Annotated in this window: 15 protein-coding genes and 2 pseudogenes; 10 read left to right on the top strand and 7 right to left on the bottom strand. The window is 64.1% G+C overall.

Annotated features, from left to right (window positions below):
• Positions 1-44 precede the first annotated feature (44 nt).
• Positions 45-419, bottom strand: a complete 375-nt coding sequence (locus H1204_RS09575) for an Mth938-like domain-containing protein (RefSeq protein WP_180728112.1) — start codon at positions 417-419, stop codon at positions 45-47.
• 582 nt (positions 420-1,001) lie between these two features.
• Between H1204_RS09575 and H1204_RS09570 the strand changes: the two genes are divergently transcribed.
• From H1204_RS09570 to moaE, 6 genes are all read left to right on the top strand, one after another.
• Positions 1,002-2,249 carry a pyridoxal phosphate-dependent aminotransferase gene (locus H1204_RS09570; protein ID WP_035539403.1) on the top strand — a complete coding sequence of 416 codons (1,248 nt, stop codon included), beginning with the start codon at positions 1,002-1,004 and terminating at the stop codon, positions 2,247-2,249.
• Positions 2,250-2,307: 58 nt separating this feature from the next.
• The gene (locus H1204_RS09565) at positions 2,308-3,639 is read left to right on the top strand and encodes a homoserine dehydrogenase (RefSeq protein WP_042310213.1); all 1,332 of its coding nucleotides are present in this window, start codon (positions 2,308-2,310) and stop codon (positions 3,637-3,639) included.
• 30 nt (positions 3,640-3,669) lie between these two features.
• Positions 3,670-5,118: a threonine synthase gene (gene thrC, locus H1204_RS09560; RefSeq protein WP_180728111.1), complete on the top strand. Its 1,449-nt coding sequence runs from the start codon at positions 3,670-3,672 to the stop codon at positions 5,116-5,118.
• Positions 5,119-6,072: 954 nt separating this feature from the next.
• Positions 6,073-7,305, top strand: a complete 1,233-nt coding sequence (gene glp / locus H1204_RS09555; protein ID WP_180728110.1) for a gephyrin-like molybdotransferase Glp — start codon at positions 6,073-6,075, stop codon at positions 7,303-7,305.
• Between the two features lie 37 nt (positions 7,306-7,342).
• Positions 7,343-7,600, top strand: a complete 258-nt coding sequence (moaD, locus tag H1204_RS09550) for a molybdopterin converting factor subunit 1 (RefSeq protein WP_180728109.1) — start codon at positions 7,343-7,345, stop codon at positions 7,598-7,600.
• Between the two features lie 20 nt (positions 7,601-7,620).
• Positions 7,621-8,091 carry a molybdopterin synthase catalytic subunit MoaE gene (moaE, locus tag H1204_RS09545; protein WP_079485802.1) on the top strand — a complete coding sequence of 157 codons (471 nt, stop codon included), beginning with the start codon at positions 7,621-7,623 and terminating at the stop codon, positions 8,089-8,091.
• A gap of 150 nt (positions 8,092-8,241) precedes the next feature.
• On the opposite strand, the gene H1204_RS09540 is transcribed toward moaE, so the two are convergent.
• Complete coding sequence (locus H1204_RS09540) at positions 8,242-8,802, bottom strand: group III truncated hemoglobin (protein WP_180728108.1); 561 nt, start codon at positions 8,800-8,802, stop codon at positions 8,242-8,244.
• A 237-nt stretch (positions 8,803-9,039) separates the two neighbouring features.
• On the opposite strand from H1204_RS09540, the gene H1204_RS09535 reads away from it, so the two are divergent.
• Positions 9,040-9,537, top strand: coding sequence for an Rrf2 family transcriptional regulator (locus H1204_RS09535; protein ID WP_180728107.1), 498 nt, complete (start codon positions 9,040-9,042; stop codon positions 9,535-9,537).
• A 362-nt stretch (positions 9,538-9,899) separates the two neighbouring features.
• On the top strand, positions 9,900-12,497 hold the full coding sequence (clpB, locus tag H1204_RS09530; RefSeq protein ID WP_180728106.1) for an ATP-dependent chaperone ClpB: 2,598 nt from the start codon (positions 9,900-9,902) through the stop codon (positions 12,495-12,497).
• A gap of 134 nt (positions 12,498-12,631) precedes the next feature.
• Here clpB and H1204_RS09525 read toward each other — a convergent pair whose 3' ends face one another.
• From H1204_RS09525 to H1204_RS09510, 4 genes and pseudogenes are all read right to left on the bottom strand, one after another.
• On the bottom strand, positions 12,632-13,075 hold the full coding sequence (locus tag H1204_RS09525) for a YidB family protein (protein ID WP_180728105.1): 444 nt from the start codon (positions 13,073-13,075) through the stop codon (positions 12,632-12,634).
• A gap of 155 nt (positions 13,076-13,230) precedes the next feature.
• Positions 13,231-13,788, bottom strand: coding sequence for a helix-hairpin-helix domain-containing protein (locus tag H1204_RS09520; RefSeq protein WP_180728104.1), 558 nt, complete (start codon positions 13,786-13,788; stop codon positions 13,231-13,233).
• A gap of 182 nt (positions 13,789-13,970) precedes the next feature.
• A complete protein-coding gene (pbpC, locus tag H1204_RS09515; RefSeq protein WP_180730923.1) occupies positions 13,971-16,349 on the bottom strand; it encodes a penicillin-binding protein 1C in 2,379 nt (792 codons plus the stop codon).
• Between the two features lie 33 nt (positions 16,350-16,382).
• Positions 16,383-22,423, bottom strand: a pseudogene (locus H1204_RS09510) (MG2 domain-containing protein).
• 186 nt (positions 22,424-22,609) lie between these two features.
• On the opposite strand from H1204_RS09510, the pseudogene H1204_RS09505 reads away from it, so the two are divergent.
• Both H1204_RS09505 and H1204_RS09500 read left to right on the top strand, forming a co-directional pair.
• Positions 22,610-23,022, top strand: a pseudogene (locus H1204_RS09505) (MerR family transcriptional regulator).
• Positions 23,019-23,429, top strand: coding sequence for a carboxymuconolactone decarboxylase family protein (locus H1204_RS09500; protein WP_180728103.1), 411 nt, complete (start codon positions 23,019-23,021; stop codon positions 23,427-23,429). Before H1204_RS09505 ends, H1204_RS09500 begins: the two are co-directional and overlap by 4 nt.
• Positions 23,430-23,641: 212 nt before the next feature.
• Here H1204_RS09500 and H1204_RS09495 read toward each other — a convergent pair whose 3' ends face one another.
• Complete coding sequence (locus H1204_RS09495; RefSeq protein WP_180730922.1) at positions 23,642-25,021, bottom strand: MATE family efflux transporter; 1,380 nt, start codon at positions 25,019-25,021, stop codon at positions 23,642-23,644.

Raw genomic sequence — 25,021 nt, 5'->3', positions numbered from 1 at the left:
AAACGCCGTGGCGTCCAGTGGACGAACGGGCGCAGACGCAGCGTTCAGCCTTCGATCAGCAGCGCGGCGGCGACCTTGCGGCCTTCCGCCATCAGGATGTTGTAGGTTCGGCAAGCGGCCTTGAAGTCCATCGTCTCGACGCCGATGCGGTGGGCGGCGAGCGCGGCCGTGAGGCGCGGATGCGGAAAGCGCAGGCGTTCGCCGCTGCCGAAGATGACGACTTCCGGCGCGGGCTCGATCAGCAGCGCGAAGTGCTCGGGCGTGAGGGCATCGAACGACGACACCGGCCAGCTGATGACGGGGCTTTCCGGCATCACGATAATGCTGCCCGTATGACGTTCGAGATTGATGTCGACATAGCCGGCGCCGTAGCCCGTGACGGTGTTCAGGGCGCCGCTTGAATCCTGGTGTAATTTCAAACTGGTTTTCCGTGGTCGTCGTTAGACATGCAGTCGCGGTTCGACCGGCATGCGCAAGCTCGGGTTCAATGCCACAGGGACAGTCGAGACTCCGGGCACCCGCACGAACGGCGGCGGCTGCAGGTCGCGCGCGCGGGCGGGCGCTTGCTGCCGCCGGTCTGCCGCCGGCTCGAGGCTTGCAGAGCCTTGCGTGGTGCATTGCGGAAGTCGGTCAAAATCCGCTAAATTATAACTTTTTAGCCGCCCGGCGGCTCCCTTCAGGTTCGCGCGCTGCCACAAGCCGCGCCCGCAAGGCTGGCGACCGCGCCCGCCGCAGCCAGTGGGGTGCATCGCGGGGTGCTCCGCGGATGCCCGCGGGCTACCCGGAAAGCGTCGGCGAAAGGCGCTACCCGAACGCCTGTCCGGCCTCCCGATGGCCGCGCGCCGCCCACGTCCCGTATCATGCCAGGTGCCGGTCCGGCCCGCGCCGCGCGGTCCGGGACCGCCCGCCGCGCAATCCCGTCTCATCGCTTGCCCGCTGCGTGGGGCGAGTGCTCCGTGGTCCCGCTCACCCGGTGGTCCCGCTCATTTACCCAGGACGAAGTGCCCGTCGTGAAACCGATACTCAAATCCAACAAGCTGTTGAACGTCTGCTACGACATTCGCGGGCCCGTTCTCGAGCATGCGAAGCGCCTCGAAGAGGAAGGCCATCGCATCATCAAGCTGAACATCGGCAATCTGGCGCCGTTCGGTTTCGAAGCGCCGGATGAAATCATCCAGGACATGATCCGCAATCTGCCCACGTCGTCGGGCTATTCGGACTCGAAGGGCGTATTCGCCGCGCGCAAGGCGATCATGCATTACGCGCAGCAAAAGGGCGTCGTGGGCGTCGAACTGGACGACATCTACATCGGCAACGGCGCCTCCGAGCTGATCGTGATGGCCTTGCAGGCGCTCCTGAACGACGGCGACGAAGTGCTGCTGCCCGCGCCCGACTACCCGCTGTGGACGGCGGGCGTGAGCCTGTCGGGCGGCACGCCCGTGCACTACATCTGCGACGAGTCGAACGCATGGATGCCCGACCTCGACGACATCCGCGCGAAGATCACGCCGAACACGAAGGCGCTCGTCGTCATCAACCCGAACAACCCGACGGGCGCGCTGTACTCGGACGAACTGCTGCTCGGCCTGATCGCGATTGCGCGCGAGCACGGCCTCGTGATTTTCGCCGACGAGGTCTACGACAAGATCATTTATGACGGCAAGACGCATACGTCGATGGCGTCGTTGTCCGAAGACGTGCTCACCGTCACCTTCAACAGCTTGTCCAAGAGCTACCGCTCGTGCGGCTATCGCGCGGGCTGGATGTGGGTGTCGGGGCTGACGGGCGAAAACCGCCGCCGCGCGAAAGATTATTTCGAAGGGCTCGGCATTCTGGCGTCGATGCGCTTGTGCCCGAACGTCCCGGGCCAGTATGCGATCCAGACGGCGCTGGGCGGCTATCAGAGCATCAACGAGCTGATCGCGCCGGGCGGACGGCTGTACAAGCAGCGCGAACTCGCGTACGACATGCTGACGGCGATTCCCGGCGTCACCTGCGTGAAGCCCGAGGCGGCCCTGTACATGTTCCCGCGTCTGGACCCGAAGCTGTACCCGATCGAAAACGACCAGCAGTTCATCCTGGATTTGCTGCTGGAGGAGCGCGTGCTGCTGGTGCAGGGCAGCGGCTTCAACTGGAAAACGCCGGATCACTTCCGCGTCGTGTTCCTGCCGAACGTCGACGATCTTGCCGATTCGATCCACCGGATCGCGCGCTTCCTCGACGGCTATCGCAAACGCCACGCGGCCTGAGCGCGGAGCATCCGCGCCCGAACCGATTTACCAATCTCTCACTCGACACACACGCTGCATGGAACCGATCAAAGTTGGACTGCTGGGCTTCGGCACGGTAGGCAGCGGCACCTTCACGGTACTGCGCCGCAACCAGGAAGAAATCAACCGACGCGCAGGCCGCGGCATCGAGATTGCGCGCATTGCCGTGCGCAATCCCGCCAAGGCAACGGCAGCGCTCGGCAGCGAAGCGGGCACCGTCGCGATTACCGATGACTTCGGTTCGGTCGTCGACGATCCCACTATCGACATCGTCGCTGAAATGATCGGCGGCACGGGCATCGCGCGCGAGCTCGTGCTGCGCGCGATCAAGAACCGCAAGCATGTCGTGACGGCCAACAAGGCGCTGCTCGCCGTGCACGGCACGGAAATTTTCGAAGCGGCGCGCGCCAACGGCGTGATGGTCGCATTCGAGGCGGCCGTCGCGGGCGGCATCCCGATCATCAAGGCACTGCGCGAAGGGCTGACGGCCAACCGCATCCAGTACATCGCGGGCATCATCAACGGCACGACGAACTACATTCTGTCGGAGATGCGCGACCGTGGGCTCGACTTCGCGACGGCGCTGAAGGCCGCGCAGGAACTCGGCTACGCGGAAGCGGACCCGACCTTCGACATCGAAGGCGTCGACGCCGCGCACAAGGCGACGATCATGAGCGCAATCGCGTTCGGCGTGCCCGTGCAGTTCGACAAGGCCTACGTCGAAGGCATCAGCAAGCTTGCCGCGATCGACATCAAGTATGCGGAAGAACTCGGCTATCGCATCAAGCTGCTGGGCATCGCGCGCCGCGCCGACAACGGCATCGAACTGCGCGTGCATCCCACGCTGATCCCTGCCAAGCGTCTGCTCGCGAACGTGGAAGGCGCGATGAACGCCGTGGTGGTGCATGGCGACGCCGTCGGGACGACGTTGTACTACGGCAAGGGTGCGGGCGCGGAGCCGACGGCTTCCGCCGTGGTCGCCGATCTGGTCGACGTGACGCGCCTGCATACGGCTGACCCGGAGCATCGCGTGCCGCATCTGGCGTTCCAGCCGGACCGCCTGTCGAGCACGCCGATTCTCCCCATCGACGAAGTGACGAGCGGTTACTACCTGCGTCTGCGCGTCGCCGACGTGACGGGCGTGCTGGCCGACATCACGCGCATTCTGGCCGACACGGGCATCTCGATCGACGCTCTGCTGCAGAAGGAATCGGAGCAGGTGGATGTATCGAAGAAGGGCGAGACGGACATCATCCTGATTACGCACGAGACGGTCGAAAAGAACGTCAACGCGGCGATCGCGAACATCGAGGCGCTGAAGACGGTCGTGTCGAAGGTGACGAAGCTGCGCATGGAAGCGCTGAACTGACGCACCGCACACACGTAAAGAGGCTAGCTCATGAATTACATTTCCACGCGCGGCGCCGGCATCGGCGAGCGCCATACGTTCTCCGACATCCTGCTCGGCGGTCTCGCGAAGGATGGCGGCTTGTACCTGCCGAACGAGTATCCGAAGGTCTCGGCGGATGAACTCGCGCGCTGGCGCGCGTTGCCGTACGCCGATCTCGCGTTCGAAATCCTGCGCAAGTTCAGCGACGACATTCCCGCCGACGACCTGCGCGAACTCACGCGCCGCACCTACACGGCGCAGGTGTACTGCAACGTGCGCGACGAGGAGAACGCCGCGCAGATCACGCCGCTGAAGACGCTCGGCGTCGAAGGCGGCGCGCCGCTGTCGCTGCTGGAACTGTCGAACGGTCCGACGCTCGCGTTCAAGGACATGGCGATGCAGTTGCTCGGCAACCTGTTCGAGTACACGCTCGCGAAGCATGGGCAGACGCTGAACATTCTCGGCGCGACCTCGGGCGATACGGGCAGCGCGGCTGAATACGCGATGCGCGGCAAGAAGGGCATTCGCGTGTTCATGCTGTCGCCGCACAAAAAGATGAGTGCGTTCCAGACGGCGCAGATGTATTCGCTGCAAGATCCGAACATCTTCAACATCGCGATCGAGGGTGTATTCGACGATTGCCAGGATATCGTGAAGGCGGTATCGAACGATCACGCGTTCAAGGCGCAGCAGAAGATCGGCACCGTCAACTCGATCAACTGGGCGCGCGTCGTGGCGCAGGTCGTGTACTACTTCAAGGGCTACTTCGCGGCGACGCAGAGCAACGACGAGCGCGTGTCGTTCACGGTGCCGTCGGGCAATTTCGGCAATGTGTGCGCGGGGCATATCGCGCGCATGATGGGTTTGCCTGTCGAAAAGCTCGTGGTCGCGACCAATGAGAACGATGTGCTCGACGAGTTCTTCCGTACGGGGATTTATCGCGTGCGCAAGTCGTCGGAGACGTATCACACCAGCAGCCCGAGCATGGATATTTCGAAGGCGTCGAACTTCGAGCGGTTTGTGTTCGATCTGCTCGGGCGTGATCCGAAGCGTGTATTGCAACTGTTCCGCGATGTCGAAGAGAAGGGCGGGTTCGACTTGCAGGCGAGCGGTGATTTTGCGCGTGTGCAGGAGTTTGGTTTCGTTTCCGGGCGGAGCAGTCACGATGATCGTGTCGATACGATTCGCGATGTGTTCGAGCAGTACGACACGATGATCGATACGCATACTGCGGATGGCGTGAAGGTTGCGCGTGAGCATCTGCAAGCGGGCATTCCGATGATCGTGCTGGAGACGGCGCAGCCGATCAAGTTCGGCGAGACGATCCGCGAAGCGCTGGAGCGGGAGCCGGAGCGGCCGGCGGCCTTCAGCGGGATCGAGGATTTGCCGCAGCGGTTCGAGGTGTTGGGGAATGACGCGGAGCGGGTGAAGGAGTTTGTCGCGGAGCGGACTCGGTAAGGGGTTGTTTTTTTGTCTGCGACGCTGGTGGGGGTTTGTGCTCGTAGCCGGGGTTGTGGTTTCGCGGGGCGGGTGGTTTGGTTTGCTTGTGTTTGCGCTGGCATCCGCGGTTTGTTAGCGTGCTTCACGCGTCGCCCCTGTGCGGGGCGGCACCTACTTTTCTTTGCCGCCGCAAAGAAAAGTAGGCAAAAGAAAGCGGCTAACACCGCCAGTGCTAGTTTTTGCCTGAGGGCCCCCAACCGGTCTTACGCTTCACACGGCAACCACGTGACTCATGTTCGTTGCCAACGCTCTGAATGAGCGCCTCACCCGCTTCACGCACCCGCGTTGCAGCACGCCGTGCCAGACATTCCACGGCCGCCCAGGTGGCAAACTGTGTGTAGGCCGTAGTACTCCACACGCCTCACTTCGGACCCGATAGCGCACGCGTTCCACTCTGTAAGAGCGCCAAGCTATACGACGCGACAACCTACACACAGTTTGCCACCTGGGCGGGGCAAACCATTCGCCGCCGCTGGCCCGTGCACGGGTATTCGAAGCGGATGAGGCGCTCATTCAGCGCGTTGGCAACACGCGCGAACAAGTGCGCTGCCGTGTGAGGCGTAAGACCGGTTGGGGCCCTCAGGCAAGAAGAAATGTTGGCGGTGTTAGCCGCTTTCTTTTGCCTACTTTTCTTTGCGGCGGCAAAGAAAAGTAGGTGCCGCCCCGCACAGGGGCGACGCTTGAAGCACGCTAACGAAACGCGGATGCCAGCGCAGACGCCAAAAACCCCGACCGGCAACGCCCGCCCACCGAAAGGCAAAAAAAAACCAGACCACCCGCATCGCAGATATAAAACACTGCCACCTACACGCGCTGTCCCCTCCCGCTACAATGATTCTTTCCGAATCGTCCTCATCCGATCCGATGATGTCCACATCAACCTCCCCGGGATCACCTGCGCCGCGCGCACCGATGCTCTCGACAGCCGACGCGCTAGCGACCCTACTTGGCGCCGCCGCACAAATCGCCGGCAACGAAACGTTGCCCACGCTGGAAGCAATCAACCGCGTGCTCGCGTCGGACGTCATCTCGCCCCTGGACGTTCCGCCGATGAACACCAGCGCAATGGACGGCTACGCAGTACGCGTCGCGGAGCTATCGCAGGGCGAGCGCCGTCTGCCCATCTCGCAGCGCATCCCCGCGGGTCACGCGCCACAGCCGCTCGCCGAGGGCACGGCGGCGCGCATTTTCACAGGCGCGACGGTGCCGCCCGGCGCCGATGCCATCGTGATGCAGGAACAGACGGAAGCGGCCGGCGACGAAGTCACGATCCTGCACACGCCGAAAACAGGCGAATGGATCACGCAACAGGGCGCCGACATCCACAAAGGCGCGACGATCCTGCCCGCGGGCACGCGGCTCACGCCGCAGGCGCTGGGACTCGCGGCGTCCGTCGGTTGCGCGAATCTGGACGTGGTGCGGCGCGTGAAAGTCGCCGTCTTCTTCACGGGCGACGAACTGACCATGCCCGGCGAGCCGCTCAAGCCCGGCGCAATCTACAACTCGAACCGCTTCACGCTGACGGGCCTCCTTCACAAGCTCGGCTGCGAAGTGACCGACTACGGCATCGTGCCCGACAAGCTCGACGCAACGCGCAAAACGCTGCGCGAGGCCGCGCAGGGTCACGATCTGATCCTGACCTGTGGCGGCGTGTCGGTGGGCGAGGAAGATCACGTGAAGCCCGCCGTCGAGGCGGAAGGGCGTCTGTCGATGTGGCAGATCGCGATGAAGCCTGGCAAGCCGCTCGCGTTCGGCGCGATTCGCCGCACGGTGGCGCCCGACGGGCAAAACACCGGCTCGAACGAAACCTTTTTCATCGGCCTGCCGGGAAATCCCGTCTCGACCTTCGCGACGTTTTTGCTGTTCGTGCGCCCGTTCCTGCTGCGCCTCGCCGGCGTACGCACGGTGACGCCGCGCGCGCTGTCGCTGCGCGCCGATTTCACGCAGCAAAAGGCCGATCGCCGCAACGAATTCCTGCGCGCGCGCGTCAACGCCGCGGGTGGCCTCGATCTGTTTCCGAACCAGAGCTCGGCCGTGCTCACGTCGACGGTTTGGGGCGACGGCCTGATCGACAATCCGCCGAATCATGCGATCAGCGCCGGCGAGACCGTGCGCTTCATCCCGTTTTCCGAGTTGCTGAACTGAGCATGGCCCCGGGGCCGCAATTGGGCTGTTACCGACGATGAACATCCAGCTGAAATATTTCGCGAGCGTGCGTGAAGCGCTCGGCCGGTCACACGAATCCGTGGACGTGCCCGAGGGCATCGCGACGGTCGGCGAGGTGCGCGCGTGGTTGCGCGTGCGTGGCGACGTGTGGGCGGAGACGCTCGCCGAAGGCCGCGCGCTGCGCATGGCTTGCAATCACGTGATGACGGACGCGGGCACGCGCATCACCGACGGCTGCGAAGTCGCGTTCTTTCCGCCCGTCACGGGCGGCTGACGCAGCCAGCGAGGAACGAAATGACCGTCCGAGTTCAAACCGAAGACTTCGATTTGTCGACGGAAGTGGCCGCGCTGCGTGCGCAGAATCCGAAGGTGGGCGCCGTCGCGTGCTTCGTTGGCACGGTGCGCGACATCAACGAAGGCGAAACCGTCCAGACAATGGAACTCGAGCACTATCCGGGCATGACGGAGAAGTCGCTGGAGGCGATCGTCGATGCGGCGCGCGAGCGCTGGCCGGGGACGGAGGTGCTGATCGTGCACCGCGTCGGCAAGTTGTTGCCGCTCGACCAGATCGTGCTGGTCGCGACGACGTCGAAGCATCGCGGGAACGCGTTCGCGTCGTGCGAGTTCGTCATGGACTACCTGAAAACCCAGGCGCCGTTCTGGAAGAAAGAGAAGACGGAAAGCGGCGAGCGCTGGGTCGATGCGCGCGTGGCCGATGACGAGGCACTCGCGCGCTGGGGACTGAAGTCGCTGAATTCGCGCTGAATTCGCGCCGAATTCGAAACGGGATTAAGCGTTATTCGTTGAACGTTTCAAAAATTAACGAGCAAGCGATAATCCCGGTCGAAATGTTAAATCACGATTCTCGAGTCCCAATTTTCGAATCCCACGATTAATCCTGACCGTTCGATCAGCTTAATCCTCGTCGTGCGATTTACCGATGATTTTCGCCGGAAATGGCTCGCCACGCGGCCGCGCATAGTCGGCCGCGTGCTCTTCGCGCGAGCGGCGGCGCGGCGCGACGCGGTCCAGCAAATCCTGCTGCTCGGCGGGAATTTGGTAGTCCCAGCCGAACTTGCTCAGCTGCAGGCTCTGCGCGATACGCAGCGCGGGCTCCATGAAACGGACGGCCGCTGCGGGTTCGTAACGTGACTCGACCGTGTCCAGGAACAGAAACAGCCAGCGGCTGAAGTGGCGCGGCTCCAGGCCCGCAAGCGGCATGTGCGCCTGTTGCACGTTGCCGCGATACTGCTTCGCGCCCAGCACCAGCGATCCCCAGAACACGCACATCTTCGGCAGATGCTCGTCCCAGCGACCGGCGAGCTTCTGCTCGAATGCGGGACCGAGCAGCGCGTCGGCGCGCACGCGGTCGTAGAACGCGTAGACCAGCTCGCGGATGTTGTCCTCGGTGGGTTCGGCGTAACGCGGGGCGAGTCGTTCGATAGCGGGAATATCTGAAGAAATATCGGACTTCATATCTGGAACAAAAGTGAGTCGTGGCAAACGTGTCATCGCAATCGTTTTAGGCTGACGCGCTCTAAAATCAGAAAAAGTGCGCTTAAAAGGAAAGTTACCGTTTATAGTTACGCGAAATAACGAGATAAACGTGGCAATAAGATGTGTTAAGTACGCATGTTATTGCGCAGCAGTACCGGCGTTAGTGGAGCCGGCGTGAACATTCCGCACGCTGATTCCGTCGCGATTTGCCTTTCAATGAGACTCACAGACTATACCGATTACTCGCTGCGCGTGCTGCTTTACCTCGCGGTTCGTTCCGAAGGACTGGCAACAATACAAGACATCTCGGATGCTTATGGCATATCGAAGAACCATCTGATGAAGGTGGTTCAGCGGCTCGCCGAACTTGGCTGGGTCGAGACCGTGCGGGGGCGCAACGGCGGTCTGCGGCTGTACGAACATTCGTCGTCGCTGACCGTCGGCGAAGTGGTACGGGCGGCCGAGAACGACTTCGCGCTGGTCGCCTGCTTCAACGGCGCCGACACAAGCGGCGTGCATCGCGGATGTGTCATTCAGTCGCAATGCCGGCTCAAGCACATCTTCGAATCCGCACGCACGGCCTTCTTCCGGGAACTCGACAGCTATACGATCCGCGACATTGCCGAGCCGGCGTCGCCGCTGATGTCGCTGCTCGGGCTGAAGCCATTGGCGACCGTCGTGCCGATCGTGCCCGCTGTGTCGACGGGCACCTGAGCGCCCCGGGTCGGAGAATGCAGCCGGGCGCGCCGCCGTCCGGCGGCGTTACAGAACGCTCGTCCGATCCTGCGCACGTCGCGCTGAGTACGCCCGCAGGCCTGGGCCGGCCTGCGCTCGCCGGCTGTCCAGCTGCCCGCCAGCTATCCGTGCCGGTCGCGCATCCTGCTCCGCACCTCGCTTTCGTCCGATCCTGCGCCGGGCTACACTCGGCTGTGTCGATGGACTTCTTGCGCCGTTCACGCGTCCCGCACGATCGTGCCGTTTGCGTGTAAATTCTCTCCCCCTGATGCAAAAAAAGCGCTTGAAACTGGCAAAAAACGCCTCATTTTGGTGGTAATCGAAATTGGAGGTCTCCTAAGATGAGAGTCGACAAACTCACCACTAAATTCCAGGAAGCGTTAGCCGATGCGCAAAGCCTTGCCGTCGGTCATGACAATCAGTACATCGAGCCGGTTCACCTGCTAGCGGCCCTCGTCGCGCAGCAGGACGGCTCCGCGCGCTCGCTGCTCTCGCGCGCCGGCGTTCACGTGCAGGCGTTGCAAACGGCGCTGGCCGACGCCATCACGCGCCTGCCGCAAGTGCGGGGCACGGACGGCAACGTGCAGATCGGCCGCGATCTGACGGGTCTGTTGAACCAGGCCGACAAGGAAGCGCAGAAGATCAACGACACCTACATCGCGAGCGAAATGTTCCTGCTCGCGATCGCCGACGACAAAGGCGAAGCGGGCCGTCTCGCGCGCGAACACGGCCTGTCGCGCAAGTCGCTCGAAGCGGCCATCGTGGCCGTGCGCGGCGGCGCGCAGGTGCACAGCCAGGACGCCGAAAGCCAGCGCGAAGCGCTTAAGAAATACACGATCGACCTGACCGAGCGCGCCCGCGCGGGCAAGCTCGACCCGGTGATTGGCCGCGACGACGAAATCCGCCGCTCGATCCAGATTCTGCAGCGCCGCACCAAGAACAACCCGGTGCTGATCGGCGAGCCGGGTGTCGGCAAGACGGCGATCGTCGAAGGCCTCGCGCAGCGCATCGTCAACGGCGAAGTGCCCGAGACGCTCAAGGGCAAGCGCGTGCTGTCGCTCGACATGGCGGCGCTGCTGGCGGGCGCGAAGTATCGCGGCGAGTTCGAAGAGCGGCTGAAGGCCGTGCTCAACGACATCGCGAAAGACGAAGGCCAGACCATCGTCTTCATCGACGAAATTCATACGATGGTCGGCGCGGGCAAGGCCGAAGGTGCGATGGACGCAGGCAACATGCTCAAGCCGGCGCTGTCGCGCGGCGAACTGCATTGCGTCGGCGCGACCACGCTCGACGAATATCGCAAGTACATCGAAAAGGATGCCGCGCTGGAGCGCCGCTTCCAGAAGGTGCTCGTCGACGAGCCAAGCGTCGAGGCGACCATCGCGATCCTGCGCGGCTTGCAGGAGCGCTATGAGCTGCACCACGGCGTCGATATCACCGACCCGGCGATCGTCGCGGCGGCGGAACTGTCGCATCGCTACATCACCGACCGTTTCCTGCCGGACAAGGCGATCGACCTGATCGACGAAGCCGCATCGAAGATCAAGATGGAAATCGACTCGAAGCCGGAAGAGATGGACCGGCTCGATCGTCGTCGCATCCAGTTGAAGATCGAGCGCGAGGCCGTCAAGAAGGAGAAGGACGAAGCGTCGCAGAAGCGCCTGCAACTGATCGAGGAAGAAATCGAGCGGCTCGACCGCGAATATTCGGACCTCGAAGAAATCTGGACGGCGGAAAAAGCGGCCGTGCAGGGCAGCGCGCAACTGAAGGAAGAGATCGAGAAGACGCGCGCCGAAATCACGCGTCTGCAACGCGAAGGCAAGCTGGAGAAGGTTGCCGAGCTTCAGTACGGCAAGCTGCCGCAACTCGAAGCGCAACTGAAGACGGTCACGAAGGCGGAAGCGGAAGAGCAGAACAATCCGACCCGTCCGCGCCTGCTGCGCACGCAGGTCGGCGCCGAGGAAATCGCGGAAGTCGTGTCGCGCGCCACGGGCATCCCCGTGTCGCGGATGATGCAGGGCGAGCGCGAGAAGCTGTTGCAGATCGAGGAGAAGCTGCATCAGCGTGTGGTCGGCCAGGATGAAGCGATCAGCGCCGTCGCCGATGCGATTCGCCGTTCGCGCGCTGGTCTGTCGGACCCGAACCGTCCGTATGGCTCGTTCCTGTTCCTGGGGCCGACGGGTGTCGGCAAGACGGAACTGTGCAAGGCGCTCGCGGCGTTCCTGTTCGACGCGGAAGATCACCTCATCCGCATCGACATGAGCGAGTTCATGGAGAAGCACAGCGTCGCGCGTCTGATCGGCGCGCCGCCCGGATACGTCGGTTACGAAGAGGGCGGTTATCTGACGGAAGCCGTGCGCCGCAAGCCGTACAGCGTGATCCTGCTCGACGAGATCGAGAAGGCGCACCCGGACGTCTTCAACGTGCTGCTGCAGGTGCTCGACGACGGCCGCATGACGGATGGCCAGGGCCGCACCGTGGACTTCAAGAACACGGTGATCGTGATGACCTCGAACCTCGGTTCGCAGGTGATCCAGTCGATGATCGGCCAGCCGGAGGACGCCGTGAAGGATGCCGTCTGGGAAGAAGTGAAGTTGCATTTCCGGCCAGAATTCCTGAACCGGATCGACGACGTCGTCGTGTTCCATGCGCTCGACCGCTCGAACATCCAGTCGATCGCGAAGATCCAGCTGGAACGCGTGCACGAGCGGCTTGCGAAGCTCGACATGCAGCTGGTCGTGTCGGATGCGGCGCTGGAGTTGATCGGCAAGGTCGGTTACGACCCGCTGTTCGGCGCGCGGCCGTTGAAGCGCGCGATCCAGCAGGAGATCGAGAACCCGGTCGCGAAGCTGATTCTGGCCGGCAAGTTCGGTCCGAAGGACGTGATCCCCGTCGAGGTGGACAACGGCAAGCTCGTGTTCGACCGGGTGGTGCACTAAGGCGTCACTGGAACGGAGCGTCGAAGCTCGACGCATCCGTTCCGGATGAAAAGCAAAAAGGGCAACGAAGCGATTCGTTGCCCTTTTTTCATGCGCGGCGCTTCGACGAGGCCGCGCGTAGCGAACGACGGCGCTCAGGCGTTCTTGTTGCCGAACAGCCCCGCGAGCTGACCGAGTGCGCCCAATGCGCCGGACACGCCGCCTGCATCGACCTTGCCGTCGGCGGGCACTTCGCCGTTCGGTGTCGCCGCGTTGATCACGTGCGGCAAGACTTGCGACAGCAGGCCCGTCACCATCGACGGTTCGACGCCGGCCTTCGCCGCGATATTGGTCACGGTTTCGGAGCCGAGCACGTTATGCAGCGTGTCGGCGGCAATCGGCTGGTTTTCGCCTGTGCCGACCCACGAGTTGATGATGTCGCCCGCGCCGTTTTGCTGGAAGCGCTGGATCAGGCCGTTCAGCCCGCCCGGCTGGTTGTTGACGAATTCGAGCGCGGCGGAAACCAGCGCCGCCTGGCCGCCGCCTTGCGGCGACTCGCCGCCGCCGAGCATGGAACCGAGGGAGTCGAGTAGGCTCATGACAATCTCTCTTGAGAAGCCGGTGCGACGCGTGTGAAGCGTGCGCCGGCGGGGAACGAAACGCCGCGCGGAGCGCGGCACCAGTAGTGACAGCAATGGCTGTTGATTCAGGCGTGAGGCAGTGCGGCCACGGGACGCTGATGGATTGCGCGTCCTTATACGCCCGACGCAGCGGACGCAGCCTTGCTCTTCTTCGATTTCTTCGACTTCGAAGCGGTCGTATCCGATGCAGTAGCCGGCGCGGAAGCCGCCGTAGCAGCGGGCGCCGATGCCGCAGCGGCGTCAGCCTTGCTCTTCTTCTTCGACTTCGACGCCTTGCCGCCCGATGCGGCGTCGGCGGGCGCGGCAGGTGCCGGGGTTTGCGCCGTGGTCGCGGCGGGCGCCGGTGTGGATTTCGACATCGTGCCCGCCGGTGCCTTGGCGGGTGCGCCTGTCGGCGGCGCGGACGAGCCGTTGATCGTCAGGCCCGCCGCTTCGAGATTCTTCACCGACTTCTGCCCGATGCCCTTGACCCGGTTGGCGAGATCGTCGGCATCCTTGAACGGGCCGTTTTTCGTGCGTTCGTCGATGATCGCCTTGGCGTGGACGGGGCCGATGCCCTTGACCGATTCGAGCGCGGCCTGGTCAGCGGAATTGACTTCGACAGCGGCCGCGAATCCCGCCGACAGCGACAGGACGAGCGCGACGAATAACATCAACAGCTTTTTCAACATGGCAATCACTCCATTGAGGGCAAACAGGTAGCCGGGAACGGACGACGCTTTCATTTGAGCAAGCACTGCGTTCAAGCATAGGACAATTTACTGTCCTCTTTCACCGAACGGCGCGAGACGAGGCGCGAATCGGCCGATTTATACCGTTCGGATCATGACAAGGCAATGCAAGCTCACCAAATTTAAAGTTTTTGCCCGTTCGTTGTGCTGTCTTGCAGTGTGGATGTCAGAGGAGTGGGATTCGGCTGTGACGCCGCGTGGGCGCGTGCCGTACCCGGCTTGCCGACGCGCGGCGGCACGGCCGGGTGCGCGGTCGCGCCGCGCACTTCGAAGCGCACTGAATCGGCGCTCGATCCATCCGCATTGACGAGTTCGAGCACGTGGCGGCCCGGCCACGGCAGCCACAGCACGCGTGCTTCGCGGCCGAGCGGCCTGCCGTCGAGCCGCCAGCTGGCGCGTCCGGACGAGCCGCTCGCGCGTTCGAACACGATGCGCTGGCGCGTGGCGGGAATGTCGGGATCGAGCGCGAACAGCGTGCCGTCCGTCGGCGAGCCGATGCGCGGCGCGGCATCCGAAGACGATACGGCCGCTTTGCCCGATGCCTGCGCCGCGCGCGCTATGGCGTTCACGTTGTCCGTTGAAATGGCGTTCGAGGCCAGTCCGACGGTCTGCGTTTGCGTGCCGTCGACGAACCATTCGTTGCGCGCGGGCTCGATATTGCCGTCGAATTTCACGCGCGCCTGCACGACACCTGCCGGTGCACGCGGCGCGACGCTCGGCACCTGCCGGTGCAGATAGCCGACGATGGCGGCCCAGATCGGCGCGGCGCCCGTCACGCCGGACACGTCCCACATCGGCTGGCCGTCCGCGTTGCCGACCCACACGCCGACCGTGTAGCGCGACGTATACCCGACCGTCCAGTTGTCGCGCATGTCCTTGCTGGTGCCCGTCTTTACCGCCGAGAAAAAGCGCGTCGCGAGCGGGCTGTCGAAGCCGAAGGTGCGCGTGCGCGCGTTGTTGTCGGACAGCACCGTCGTGATGATGTAGCTTGCGTCGCCGCTGAAGACGCGTTGCTGTGGAGGCGTAGCGGACGGCGTACGGCGCGGCAGATCGAAGACGGGCGTGGCGACGCCGCTGTTGGCGAGCGCGCGATACGCATTGGTCAGCGACAGCAGCGTCACATCTGCGCTGCCGAGCGCGAGCGAATAGCCGTAGTAGTCGCCGCTTTGTTCAAGCGGCAAGCCGAGCGCAGTGAGCGTCTTCGCGAAGCGATGCGGCGTGACCATCACGAGCGTGCGCACGGCAGGCACGTTCAGCGACGAGCCGAGCGCCGTGCGCACGCTGACCCAGCCCTTGAAGTCCTTGTCGTAGTTTTGAGGTATATAGAGGCCGCCGCCCGCCGCGAGATCGAGCGGCGCGTCGTCGAGCAGCGAGGCCGTGGTGAGCCGCCGTTCGTCGATGGCCTGCGCGTAGAGGAACGGCTTGAGCGTCGAGCCCGCCTGGCGGCGCGCGAGCACGGCATCGACGTCGCGCGCGCCCGACAGTCCGCCCGACGAGCCGACCCACGCAAGCACGTCGCCCGTCGCGTTATCGAGCACGACGACGGCACCGTCGTGCACGTTGCGCGGATGCGCGGGCGCGTTGAGTTCGATCAGCGTGCGCGTGAGCGTATCGCTTGCGAAGCGCTGGAGTTTTGCGTCGAGGGTGCTCGTCACGCGCGCGCCCGCAGCGGGATGCGTTTCGCTCGCGATGCGCCGCGCGAAATGCGGCGCGAGCGTCGGCGCATCGGGCGAGACGGACAGCAAGGCGGGAGCAGGGCGCGCGAACGCAAGCTGCACGAACGCCGCGAGATTCGCGCAGCGCTCGGGCGCGTTCATGTCGCGCAGGATACGGCACGCGCGTTCGCTGACCTTCGCGTATGAGGCGTTCGGCGCGCGGATCAGCGCAGCGGCGACGGCGGCTTCGCGCTCGTCGAGACCGGAGGGCGCCTTGCCGAACAGCGTGATCGACAGCGCGGACAGGCCAATCGTCTCGCCGCGAAACGGCACGAGGTTCAGATAGGCTTCGAGAATCTGGTCCTTGCGCCACGTATGTTCGAGCCACAGCGCGCTGACGGCCTGATTCGCTTTCTGCGTGATCGAGCGTTGCCCCGAACGCTCCCGGTCGTCGTTGAGCAGACCCGTCAACTGCATCGTGACCGTCGATGCGCCGCGCGTGCGCGTGTTCCACAGGTTCGCCCACGCGGCGGCCGCCGCGCCGCGCCAGTCGACGCCGCGGTGTTCGTAAAAGCGCTTGTCTTCCGATACGACGATCGCTTCGCGGAGCGCTGGCGAGACGTCCGCAAGCGCGACCCAGTCGCCGCGCCGCTCGGTTTTGTCGATGCGCGTGCGTTGCAGCGGCACGCCGTCGCGTGAGAGCAGCAGCCAGTCGGAGCTGCGCCATTGCGTGCGTACGTCGTCGAACTTAGGCAGTGCGTGCGCGGCGAGCGGTTCGGCGAGCAGCAGAACGCATAGCGCGATACGCGCGAACGCGATGGACCAGCGCGGCATCTGGCGGGCCATCGGGTTCGAGCTTTTGGACATCACGCGTTCTCCTTACTTCGCTGCCGCCGCCGGCTTCACGACGACGGCGGCATTCGGCAGCACACCGAATGTCGACGGCGCGTAGAGCGCTTCGACGCGCGTCGGCGGCAGGCCGAACGTGCCGACGTTGTTCAGCCGTACCGTGTACTCAACCGAGAACTTGCCCTTCGGCACGTAATCGTAGTACGCGCGATAGCCGTCGAAACCGCGCTCGACGAACGCCGGCCACGCCTCGCCCTTCGACTTCTCGCCCTGTGTCGCGACTTCGGAATCGCGGCCGAGGCCCGAGCCGAGTATCGTCGCGCCGGCGGGAACGGGATCGTTGACGACGACCCAGGTCATGTCCGTTTGCGCGTCGATATCCAGATGCACGCGCACGATATCGCCGCGCGTGTTCACGCCCTTCACAGCGGGATCGATCGGCGTGACCGTCTTCGTGATCCGGTAGCCGGCCGCGAACGGCGCTTTCAGCGCGACAGCGGCGAGGCTTTCGATGGTCGCCCACGGTTTGCCCGTGCCGTCGTGCGTCAGTGTCAGCGACACGGGCGCGCTGCGCGTTTCGGGCGGCCACGGCAGCAGCTGGCTGCGCGTGTCGGCCGTCTTCGTGATGGCCGTTGCGGACGCATAGTTCGCGGCGGCGGCAGCGGGCTGGCTCCACGAAATCGTCTTGTCCGTCGAGCCGAGTTGCAGTTTCGTTTGCCCCGTCACAGGCACGCTCTCGAACGCCTGCGAGAAGCGCTGCACGGCAATCGATCCCCACAGGTTAGCCGTCGTCGTCTGCCATGCGCCGTTCTTCTGCAACGCGAGCAGTCCCGCGACGAGGCGCGGCATCTCGTCCTTCCAGCCGGGCATATCGACGAACGTGAGCGCCGTGCGCGCCGCGTTGGTTTCCGTGCCCGACATCAGCCACCACAGATCGTCGTTGTCGGCCGTCGAGAAGTTGAGACGCGTGCCCTGATACGTGAGCCGCGCGCGGATGATCTGCTCGGCCTGCGCGAGCTTTTCGTCGCGCTGTGGAATGTCCTTCACGCGCGACAGCACCGCGTAGTAATCAAGCACGGCCGACGTTGGCCACTGGTTCGGCGCAATTTCGATCGAACCGAGCATGCTCGCGCGTGCGGCGCCGTGACGCGACAGCGCTTCGAGCGCGGCGAGCTTGCGCAGATCGAGGTCCTTGCGCGGTGCCCAGACGTTGCGTTCGAGCCGGCCTTCGACGAAGTTCACCAGGCCGCCTTCGAGCTTCGCGCGCAGATCGTCGGGCAATGCGAAGCGCGGGTCGAGCTTCGCGGCTTCGTCGGTGACGGACAGCAGATACGCGGTGAGCGTGGTGCTGCCTGTGTTGCCGCTGTCGTCGCCGGGCGGGAAGTAGTTCGCGAGACCGTCCTTGTCGAGATAGACGGGCATGCGCGCGAGCACGCCTTGCCAGCGCGTCGCGTCACGCAAGCCGAGTGCAACCGATGTCTGCTGTTCGAGGCAGCTATATGGGTAACGCTCGAACCAGCGGCGCACGCCCGGCATGCCGTCCGACAGCTTCGATTGCAGCGATACCGCGATGCCGCCACGCAGCGTGCCCGCTTGCGTGGTCGTGGCGTTCGGCGGCGCGGCGACGGGCAGCGAGAACGTGCCGTCGAATTGCGTGAGCGTCGCCTGCTGCACGGTGATCGGAATGGCGGCCGTCACGCGCTGCGTGACCTTGAGCGCGTCCGTCGCGTGCGATGCGCCTTGTTCCGCTGCGCTGATGTTCCAGGTCAACGCTGCCGGGTTCGCCTCGGAAAGACCGTCGGGCGGCGTGACCGTCCAGGCGACTTCGCGCGCCGAATCGGCGGCGAGATCGACGGTTTGCGTTTGCAACGACAGTCCTGGCACGTTTGGCGTGACGACCACTTTCATCGCCCGCGTGGTCGTGTTGCGCAGCGTGAACTGCGCGCGGTACTGGTCGCCTTCGCGCACCAGCGGCGGCAAGCCGGAGATCAGTTGCAGGTCCTGCGTGCTGCGGATCGACGTGCTGCCCGTGCCGAACGTGCCGTCGCCAACTGCGGCGATCGCGACGATACGGAAGCTCGTCAATGCGTCGTTGAGCGGCACATCGACAGACGTTTCGCCGTTCGTGTCGAGCGTCACGCGCGGATTCCACAGCAGCAGCGTGTCGAACAGTTCGCGCGTCGAGCTGTGTCCACCGCCGCCGCCCGCGGGCACGGCCTTGCGGCCGAAGTGCCGGCGTCCGACGATCTCCATCTGCGCAGTCGACGTTTCGACGCCGTACGCGCGCCGTTGCAGCATCGCGTCGAGCACGTCCCAGCTGTTGTTCGGCATCAGTTCGAGCAGCGCTTCGTCCACGGCGGCGACGGCGATCTGCGTGCCGGCGGGCGCGGGCTTGCCGCCCGACATCTGCACGCGCAGCTTCACATGCGCCTTGCCGCGCACCGTGTACGACTTCGCGTCCGGCGTGACTGTCACGGCGAGCTTATGCGCGGCCGTGCCGACCTTGATCTCGGCGAGACCGTAGCGGAACGCCGGCTTCGACAGATCGACGAGCGGCGTCGGCGCTTCGTAGTAGCGGCCTTCGTACCAGAACGCGCGCGCCCATTCGAGCGGCGCCTTCCAGCCCCACGTGAAGAACGAGTACCACGGCACTTCGCGGATGCGTCCGCGCAGCGCGAGCACCGACACATACACGTTCGGCCCCCATGCTTCGCTGACTTTCAGTTCGACGGTCGGGTCCTTGCCGTCCAGTTTTACGACATGCGTTTCGACGATGCCTTCGCGCTCGACAGCCACGAGCGCCGTCGCGAAGCGGAAAGGCATGCGTACCTGGAAGCGTGCCGTTTCGCCCGGTTCGTAGGCGCTCTTTTCGGGCAACACGTCGATTCGGTCAGTGTTTTCGCCGCCGAACCACAGGTCTTCCTCGCGTGTGACCCACACGGACGTCGCGGCCGTCGATGCATGGCCTTCGCCGTCCTTCGCGGTGACGACGAGATCGACGTTGCCCGCTTCCTTGAGCTTCGCGTCGCAGGTCATCAGGCCGTGGTCGTCGCTCTTGCCGCTGCACAGCGTGCCGAGGTCCTTGGTTTCCGTGTGGTTGTCGTACGCATAGAAGCCGCCGACCATGCGCTTTCTCGACGTGATCGTGATGCGCGCGATGCCGTGCACTTCGAGCGGTACGCCCGCGCGCGGCTTGCCTTGCAGATCGACGGCGAGCGCCTTCACGGGCACCGTGCTGCCGACCGACACCCATTGCCCCGACTTCACGCCCGCGACGACGGCGGCGGGCCACAGCGTCGCGTTGCCGCTGATGGTCTGCACTTCGCCGTTCGGATCGGCGAACGTGGCTTCGAGCGCGAGACGCTTCGGCGCGTCGACTTGCGGCAGGTTCTTCAGGCTCAGGCTGCCGGAACCGTTGCGGTCGAGCGTGACGGGTTCCTTGTCGGCGATCAGCTTCGATGTATCGTCCTCGGCGGCCTGTTCGCTTTCTTCGTCATCGGAAGACGACGTGTTGGCGTCGTTGCGCTTTTTGTACGGCGCAAAGCTGAACTCCGGATACGTGCTTGCAAAAGCGGGCGTGGTGCTCTTCATCAGCGCCGACACCTGCACGGGCAGACCCGACGCGCCGCCGCCCGACATATAGTCGATCTGCAGCGTGACGGGCGCTTCGCTCGCGGCGACGAGCGGGTGATTTTTTTCGTCGCGTACGGCTATCGTGCCTTTGAATACCGGAAGGCGAAACTCTTCGACGCGGAAGTTGCCGGATGAATAGCTATGGCGGGCCGAGTCTGCGCTGCTGTCGTCGTCGCTGTCGTCGTTCGACGCTGCGCTCGCGTCGCCATCATCGAGCGACACGCTGTATTCGCCGAGCTTCGCCGCAGCGGGAATCGCGAAGGTCGAATCCGCCGTGTGATCGGCGGTCCATTTCAGCGGCATATGCCACGTCTGTCCACTGCCGAGATGGCGGATCGTCAGGCGCGTCGGGTAGGTTTTCGGGAACGCGAGGCCGTGCATCGTCTCGACGCGGATCATGTGCTTCATCGACACCGTTTCGCCCGCGCGCAGCAGCGTACGGTCGAACACGGTATGCGCGCGCACTGTCTGCTCGATGCTGGTATCCGTCGGCACGTTGAAGCGCCACGCTTCGATGCCGCGATTCCAGTCCGAGCGCACGAACGCCATGTCGTGGCCCGTCTTCGGATCGTCGATGCGTGCCGACACGAAGAAGCCTTCGAAGCTATCTTCCTTGCACTCGTTGCGGGACGTCAGCGACTGGTTGATGGTCAACACGCCGTGCGCGTCGGTCTTTCCCGACGCGAGTTCGTCGCCGTTGCAATCACTCACGTGGACATCCGTGTTCGGCACGGGCTGCCCCTTGTCGAGCGTCGTCACCCACACGACGCTATTCTCGCGGCCTTGCTTGAAGTGCACGCCGAGGTTCGTGACGAGCACGGCCGTGCGCACGTACATGGGCGCTTGCTTGCCGAGCAGCGACGCGCCGAGCGCGGGCGACGCCAGTTCGATCACATAGAAGCCGGGCTTCGTCACAGGAACGCCGACCACTTCGAAAGGCCGCAGCGCTTTCGGATCGGCCTTGGGCAGCGCGAGCGTTTCGACATTCGACTGTCCCGCAAGCAGCGACAGCGAGCGTACGTCGATCAGCGGATTCTTGCGGTCTTCCTTGGGGTCCGAGTCGTCGGCCTTGCGCGGCACGATCACGGGATGCGGATTGTGCGCGAGCAGTTGCGGCATCTGCTGGTTGATCGACTGGCGGTCCATCATGAAACCGTCGAAACGGTCGACGTTGCGCATCCAATGGCGGATATCGCTGTCGGCGTCGACGCGCAGTTCCGTGAACTGCGCGTTACCCGCGTTGAGGCCCGCGATATGCAGATCGGCCTCGACGTTGCGCAGCGTAACGGGCACGAGCGCAGGCATGTCCGGTTCCGCGAAACGCTCGATGATGCCGAACGTGCCCGACGAAAACTTCGCGAGCGGCGGCATCGGTGCCGTCGCGGTTTTCAGCGGAAAGAGGTCTGCATTCGTCAGCGCGCGGCCGCTAACGTCCTTGAGATTCGAAGGCAGCTCGATGGTCAGGTCGGTGCGTTCGGGCAGCGGCGCGGCGAATTCGACGGTGCTGGTTTGCGGGTCTTTGTCGTCAGGGGAGAAGGTCGGTTTGATCTCGCCGTTCGGCCCTTGATGCGGATTTTTTCCGCCTCGGTGCGCAGGATGGGCGCGTTGAACTGGACGCGCAACGGCCGCAACGGCGTGCAGGGCGCCTTCGCGTTCTCGCGCTCGCAGCTGAAGCTCGCGGCGAACGGCTCGCGCACATTGAAGTCGAAGCGGCGCTCGACGTCGTTCGCAATGCCGCTCGGACTCGCTACACCCTTGCCGTAGACGAGTTGCGCCTTCGCGCCGGACGGCAGCGTTTGCTGGCATTGCAGCGTCAGCACGCGCGCCGCTTCCTTTTGCAGACGGAAGCGCTTCAGCAGTTCGGTGCGCGTCGCGGCATCGACGTTTTTCACAGGAATACGGTTGCCCAAGCCGCTCGATTCGCACCAGACGTGCTGTTGCACCGACGCATCCGTCGCCGGACCGTTGAGTCGCACGACGAACGCCTGGTCTTCCTCGATTTCGCCGCCGTAGGGCTGCACGTTCTGCACGAACGGGCCGCCCGTTGCGAACGCGTAGTGACGTGGCCCCGTCAACGCCTGACCCGCCGACGATTTCAGCCCGTCGTTCAGATCGACCGAGCAGGCGACACCGGGCGGCAGATCGGCGGTGAAATCCCATGCCCAGGTTTTGTCGTCGATCCAGCGCGGCTGGCCGGCGCTCGCCGACGCGTCGTTGCACTTGATGCGCGCGGGCGCGGGCAGATCAGGCGCACCGAACGCGACCATCGATTCGTCGAATTTGACGACCACCTGGCGGACCTGTGCAACCTTGCCTTGTGGCGTGACCTGCGTGATGCGCGCTGCATCGGCGCGCCATGCGACGCTAAAGAGAAGACCGAGCATCGCAGCCGCTGCGGCTGCCCATATCGCTTGACGTTTGATGGTGCCGCTTGGCATTGGCTGCGCTCCCGGTTTCATTTTTCTTTCTTCATTTTCTTTCGATTCGCAGCCGATTCTAACTGACGCTTATGACGTTCCCAACCTGCTTCACAGGTAGGATCACGCTGAAATCCGCGCATTGTCACGCATTGTCAGATAGCACTTGACTTAGAGTTCACTCGAAGTCCTAACCTGAGTTCCGTCATGTCGAAAGCTCTCACCATCGGTCAGGTCGCCGCGACGAGCGGCGTCTCCACGCATACGCTGCGCTACTACGAGCAGGCGGGATTGTTGCGGTCCATTGGCCGCACGGACGCGGGGCATCGCCTGTATGCGCCCGCCGATCTCGACTGGCTGCAATTCGTGATGCGTCTGAAAGCGACGGGATGCCGATTGCGGGCATGCAGGCTTTCGCCGCGTTGCGTGCCGAAGGCGACTCAACATACGGCGCGCGGCGCGCGATGCTGATCGAACATCGCGACGCCGTGCTCGCGCGCATCGCCGAGTTGCAGACCAGCCTCGAAGCGATCAGCGACAAGATCGTGTTTTACGAGACGGCCGAACGTGAAGCATCGACAGGACACATCGACAACTCATATGTAAAGGACTCGCCATGAATCACGGACACGACGATCGCTATGCACGCGGCTGGGACAAGCTGAAGGAAATCGATGGAACGGCAGGGGAGAAGGTGATCGCATCGCTCGCGCCGATTGCGCCGGATTTCGCGCGGCTGTTGATCGAGTTTCCGTTCGGCGATGTGTATAGCCGTCCGCAGCTCGACCTGCGGGCGCGGGAAATCGCGACGATCGCCGCGCTGGCCGCTCTTGGCAACGCGCAGCCGCAACTCAAGGTGCATATCGAGGCGGCGTTGAACGTGGGTTGCACGCGCGACGAGATCGTCGAGGTGTTCATGCAGATGGCCGTGTATGCGGGATTTCCGGCTGCGTTGAATGCGCTGTTCGCGGCGCGAGAAGTGTTCGAGCAGCGCGATGAGGAGGAAGCGGCGGAGGCTGTCGTCTGAGTCGTTGGGATGATTGGCGGCTGTTTTGCAGAAGGGTTAAAGTGCAACTAACGGTCTGTTTTTCCGACATTCTCCGAAGCGGCCTTTGTAGGCCGTTCCAAAAGCTCGGTCTATAAGGGGAGATCGTCGAATTGCGATTAAGCAGTTCGGTGCTGCGTTTCACCGGGCACGGAGGGTCAGCGCTGTTACGTCAGCGCAGGCTGCTTATGAGATCAGGCCGTGCTGTCCGCCTGCTGCACGGCGCCCATCCGCGCCGACCGCGCGCTTATCGTACGCAGATAGATGGCGAGACCGATGCCCGCGATCAGCAGGCTGGCCGTATTCGCCAGCCAGAACCCCCGCGCGCCCGTGAACGATTCGGGCACCCAGCCGCCGACATCGAACCCAAGCGTATAACCACCGCCCAGCCCGACGCCCCACAACGCAACTGCATAGATCACGGTTGGCACGACGGCCACACGATACGCGCGCAGCACGAACGCCGACGTGATCTGCAACGCGTCGCACAGGTGATAGAACACAACGATCAGCACCAGCGGCATCGCGGCTTGCGCGACATGCGCATTCGGCGTGTAGCCCGCGATGATGACGGGCCGCAGCGCAAGCACGATCACGCCGTAGCAGCACGCGATCGCAACCGCCATCGCGATGCCGTGCCGCGCGAGCGTGCGCGCCGCTTCGTATCGATGCGCGCCGAGCGCCTGCGCGACGAGCGTCGAAGTGGCGATGCCGATCGACAGCGGCGTCATGTACAGCACCGCGCCGATGTTGCCCGCAATCTGATGACCCGCCAGCGTGGTCGTGCCGAAGCGCGCGATAAAGAGCGCCATGAACGTGTACGAAGTGACCTCGATCAGATATGACAGCCCCATCGGCACGCCGAGCTTCAACTGCGCTGCCTGACGCCGCCACACGGGCCAGCAGAAATGCCGGAAGATCGCGAACGGCCGGAACACGTCGAGCTTCGTCATCACGGTCATGCCGACGATGGCAAGCGTCCAGTTGATCAGAATGCTCGCGAGCGCGGCGCCCGGACCGCCGAGCGCCGGCAAGCCGAGCTTGCCGAAAATCAGCAGTACGTTGAGCGGCAGCTTCAGCAGCAACCCGCCGATCTGCAGGATCATCACGAGTCGCGGCTGGCCGACGGCATTCGTCAGCGAGCTATAGACGCGGAACGCGAGGCTCGCAGGCAAGCCGAACGCGAGTATCTGCAGATAGGACACGGTGCGCTCGCGCAGCGCTTCCGGTGCGCGCGCAAGCTGCAGCAGCGGGTGAGGGAAGTAGAGAATCAGAAAGCCGATGGTCGCGAGCGCCAGCGCGAGCCACAGCGCCTGGCGCACTTCTTCGCCGATTTCCTCGTAGCGCGCCGCGCCATACAGCTGACCAGCGATCGGCTGCAGCGCCGTCAGAATGCCCGTCAAACCGATATACACGGAAATGTAGATCGACGAGCCGAGGCCGAGCGCGGCGAGATCGGTTGCCGAAAAACGGCCGACCATTGCCGTGTCGATCACGCCGAACGCGATGATCGCCAGTTGGCCGATCAGCACGGGCCACGCGAGCCCGGCGATTTTCCGCACATCGGCGAACAT

It is taken from the genome of Paraburkholderia sp. PGU19 (genome assembly GCF_013426915.1).
In the GTDB taxonomy this organism is placed as follows: Bacteria; Pseudomonadota; Gammaproteobacteria; order Burkholderiales; family Burkholderiaceae; genus Paraburkholderia.
Note: the sequence above shows the minus strand (reverse complement) of the source record. Positions and strands in the feature narration are given on the sequence as shown.

Coding starts and splice junctions, on each gene's coding strand:
- moaD (WP_180728109.1), top strand. CDS start 7,343: ATGAACATCCAGCTGAAATATTTCGCGAGCGTGCGTGAAGCGCTCGGC.
- H1204_RS09500 (WP_180728103.1), top strand. CDS start 23,019: ATGAATCACGGACACGACGATCGCTATGCACGCGGCTGGGACAAGCTG.
- H1204_RS09520 (WP_180728104.1), bottom strand. CDS start 13,788: ATGTTGAAAAAGCTGTTGATGTTATTCGTCGCGCTCGTCCTGTCGCTG.
- H1204_RS09495 (WP_180730922.1), bottom strand. CDS start 25,021: ATGTTCGCCGATGTGCGGAAAATCGCCGGGCTCGCGTGGCCCGTGCTG.
- moaE (WP_079485802.1), top strand. CDS start 7,621: ATGACCGTCCGAGTTCAAACCGAAGACTTCGATTTGTCGACGGAAGTG.
- thrC (WP_180728111.1), top strand. CDS start 3,670: ATGAATTACATTTCCACGCGCGGCGCCGGCATCGGCGAGCGCCATACG.
- glp (WP_180728110.1), top strand. CDS start 6,073: ATGCTCTCGACAGCCGACGCGCTAGCGACCCTACTTGGCGCCGCCGCA.
- H1204_RS09525 (WP_180728105.1), bottom strand. CDS start 13,075: ATGAGCCTACTCGACTCCCTCGGTTCCATGCTCGGCGGCGGCGAGTCG.
- pbpC (WP_180730923.1), bottom strand. CDS start 16,349: ATGGCCCGCCAGATGCCGCGCTGGTCCATCGCGTTCGCGCGTATCGCG.
- clpB (WP_180728106.1), top strand. CDS start 9,900: ATGAGAGTCGACAAACTCACCACTAAATTCCAGGAAGCGTTAGCCGAT.
- H1204_RS09540 (WP_180728108.1), bottom strand. CDS start 8,802: ATGAAGTCCGATATTTCTTCAGATATTCCCGCTATCGAACGACTCGCC.
- H1204_RS09565 (WP_042310213.1), top strand. CDS start 2,308: ATGGAACCGATCAAAGTTGGACTGCTGGGCTTCGGCACGGTAGGCAGC.
- H1204_RS09535 (WP_180728107.1), top strand. CDS start 9,040: ATGAGACTCACAGACTATACCGATTACTCGCTGCGCGTGCTGCTTTAC.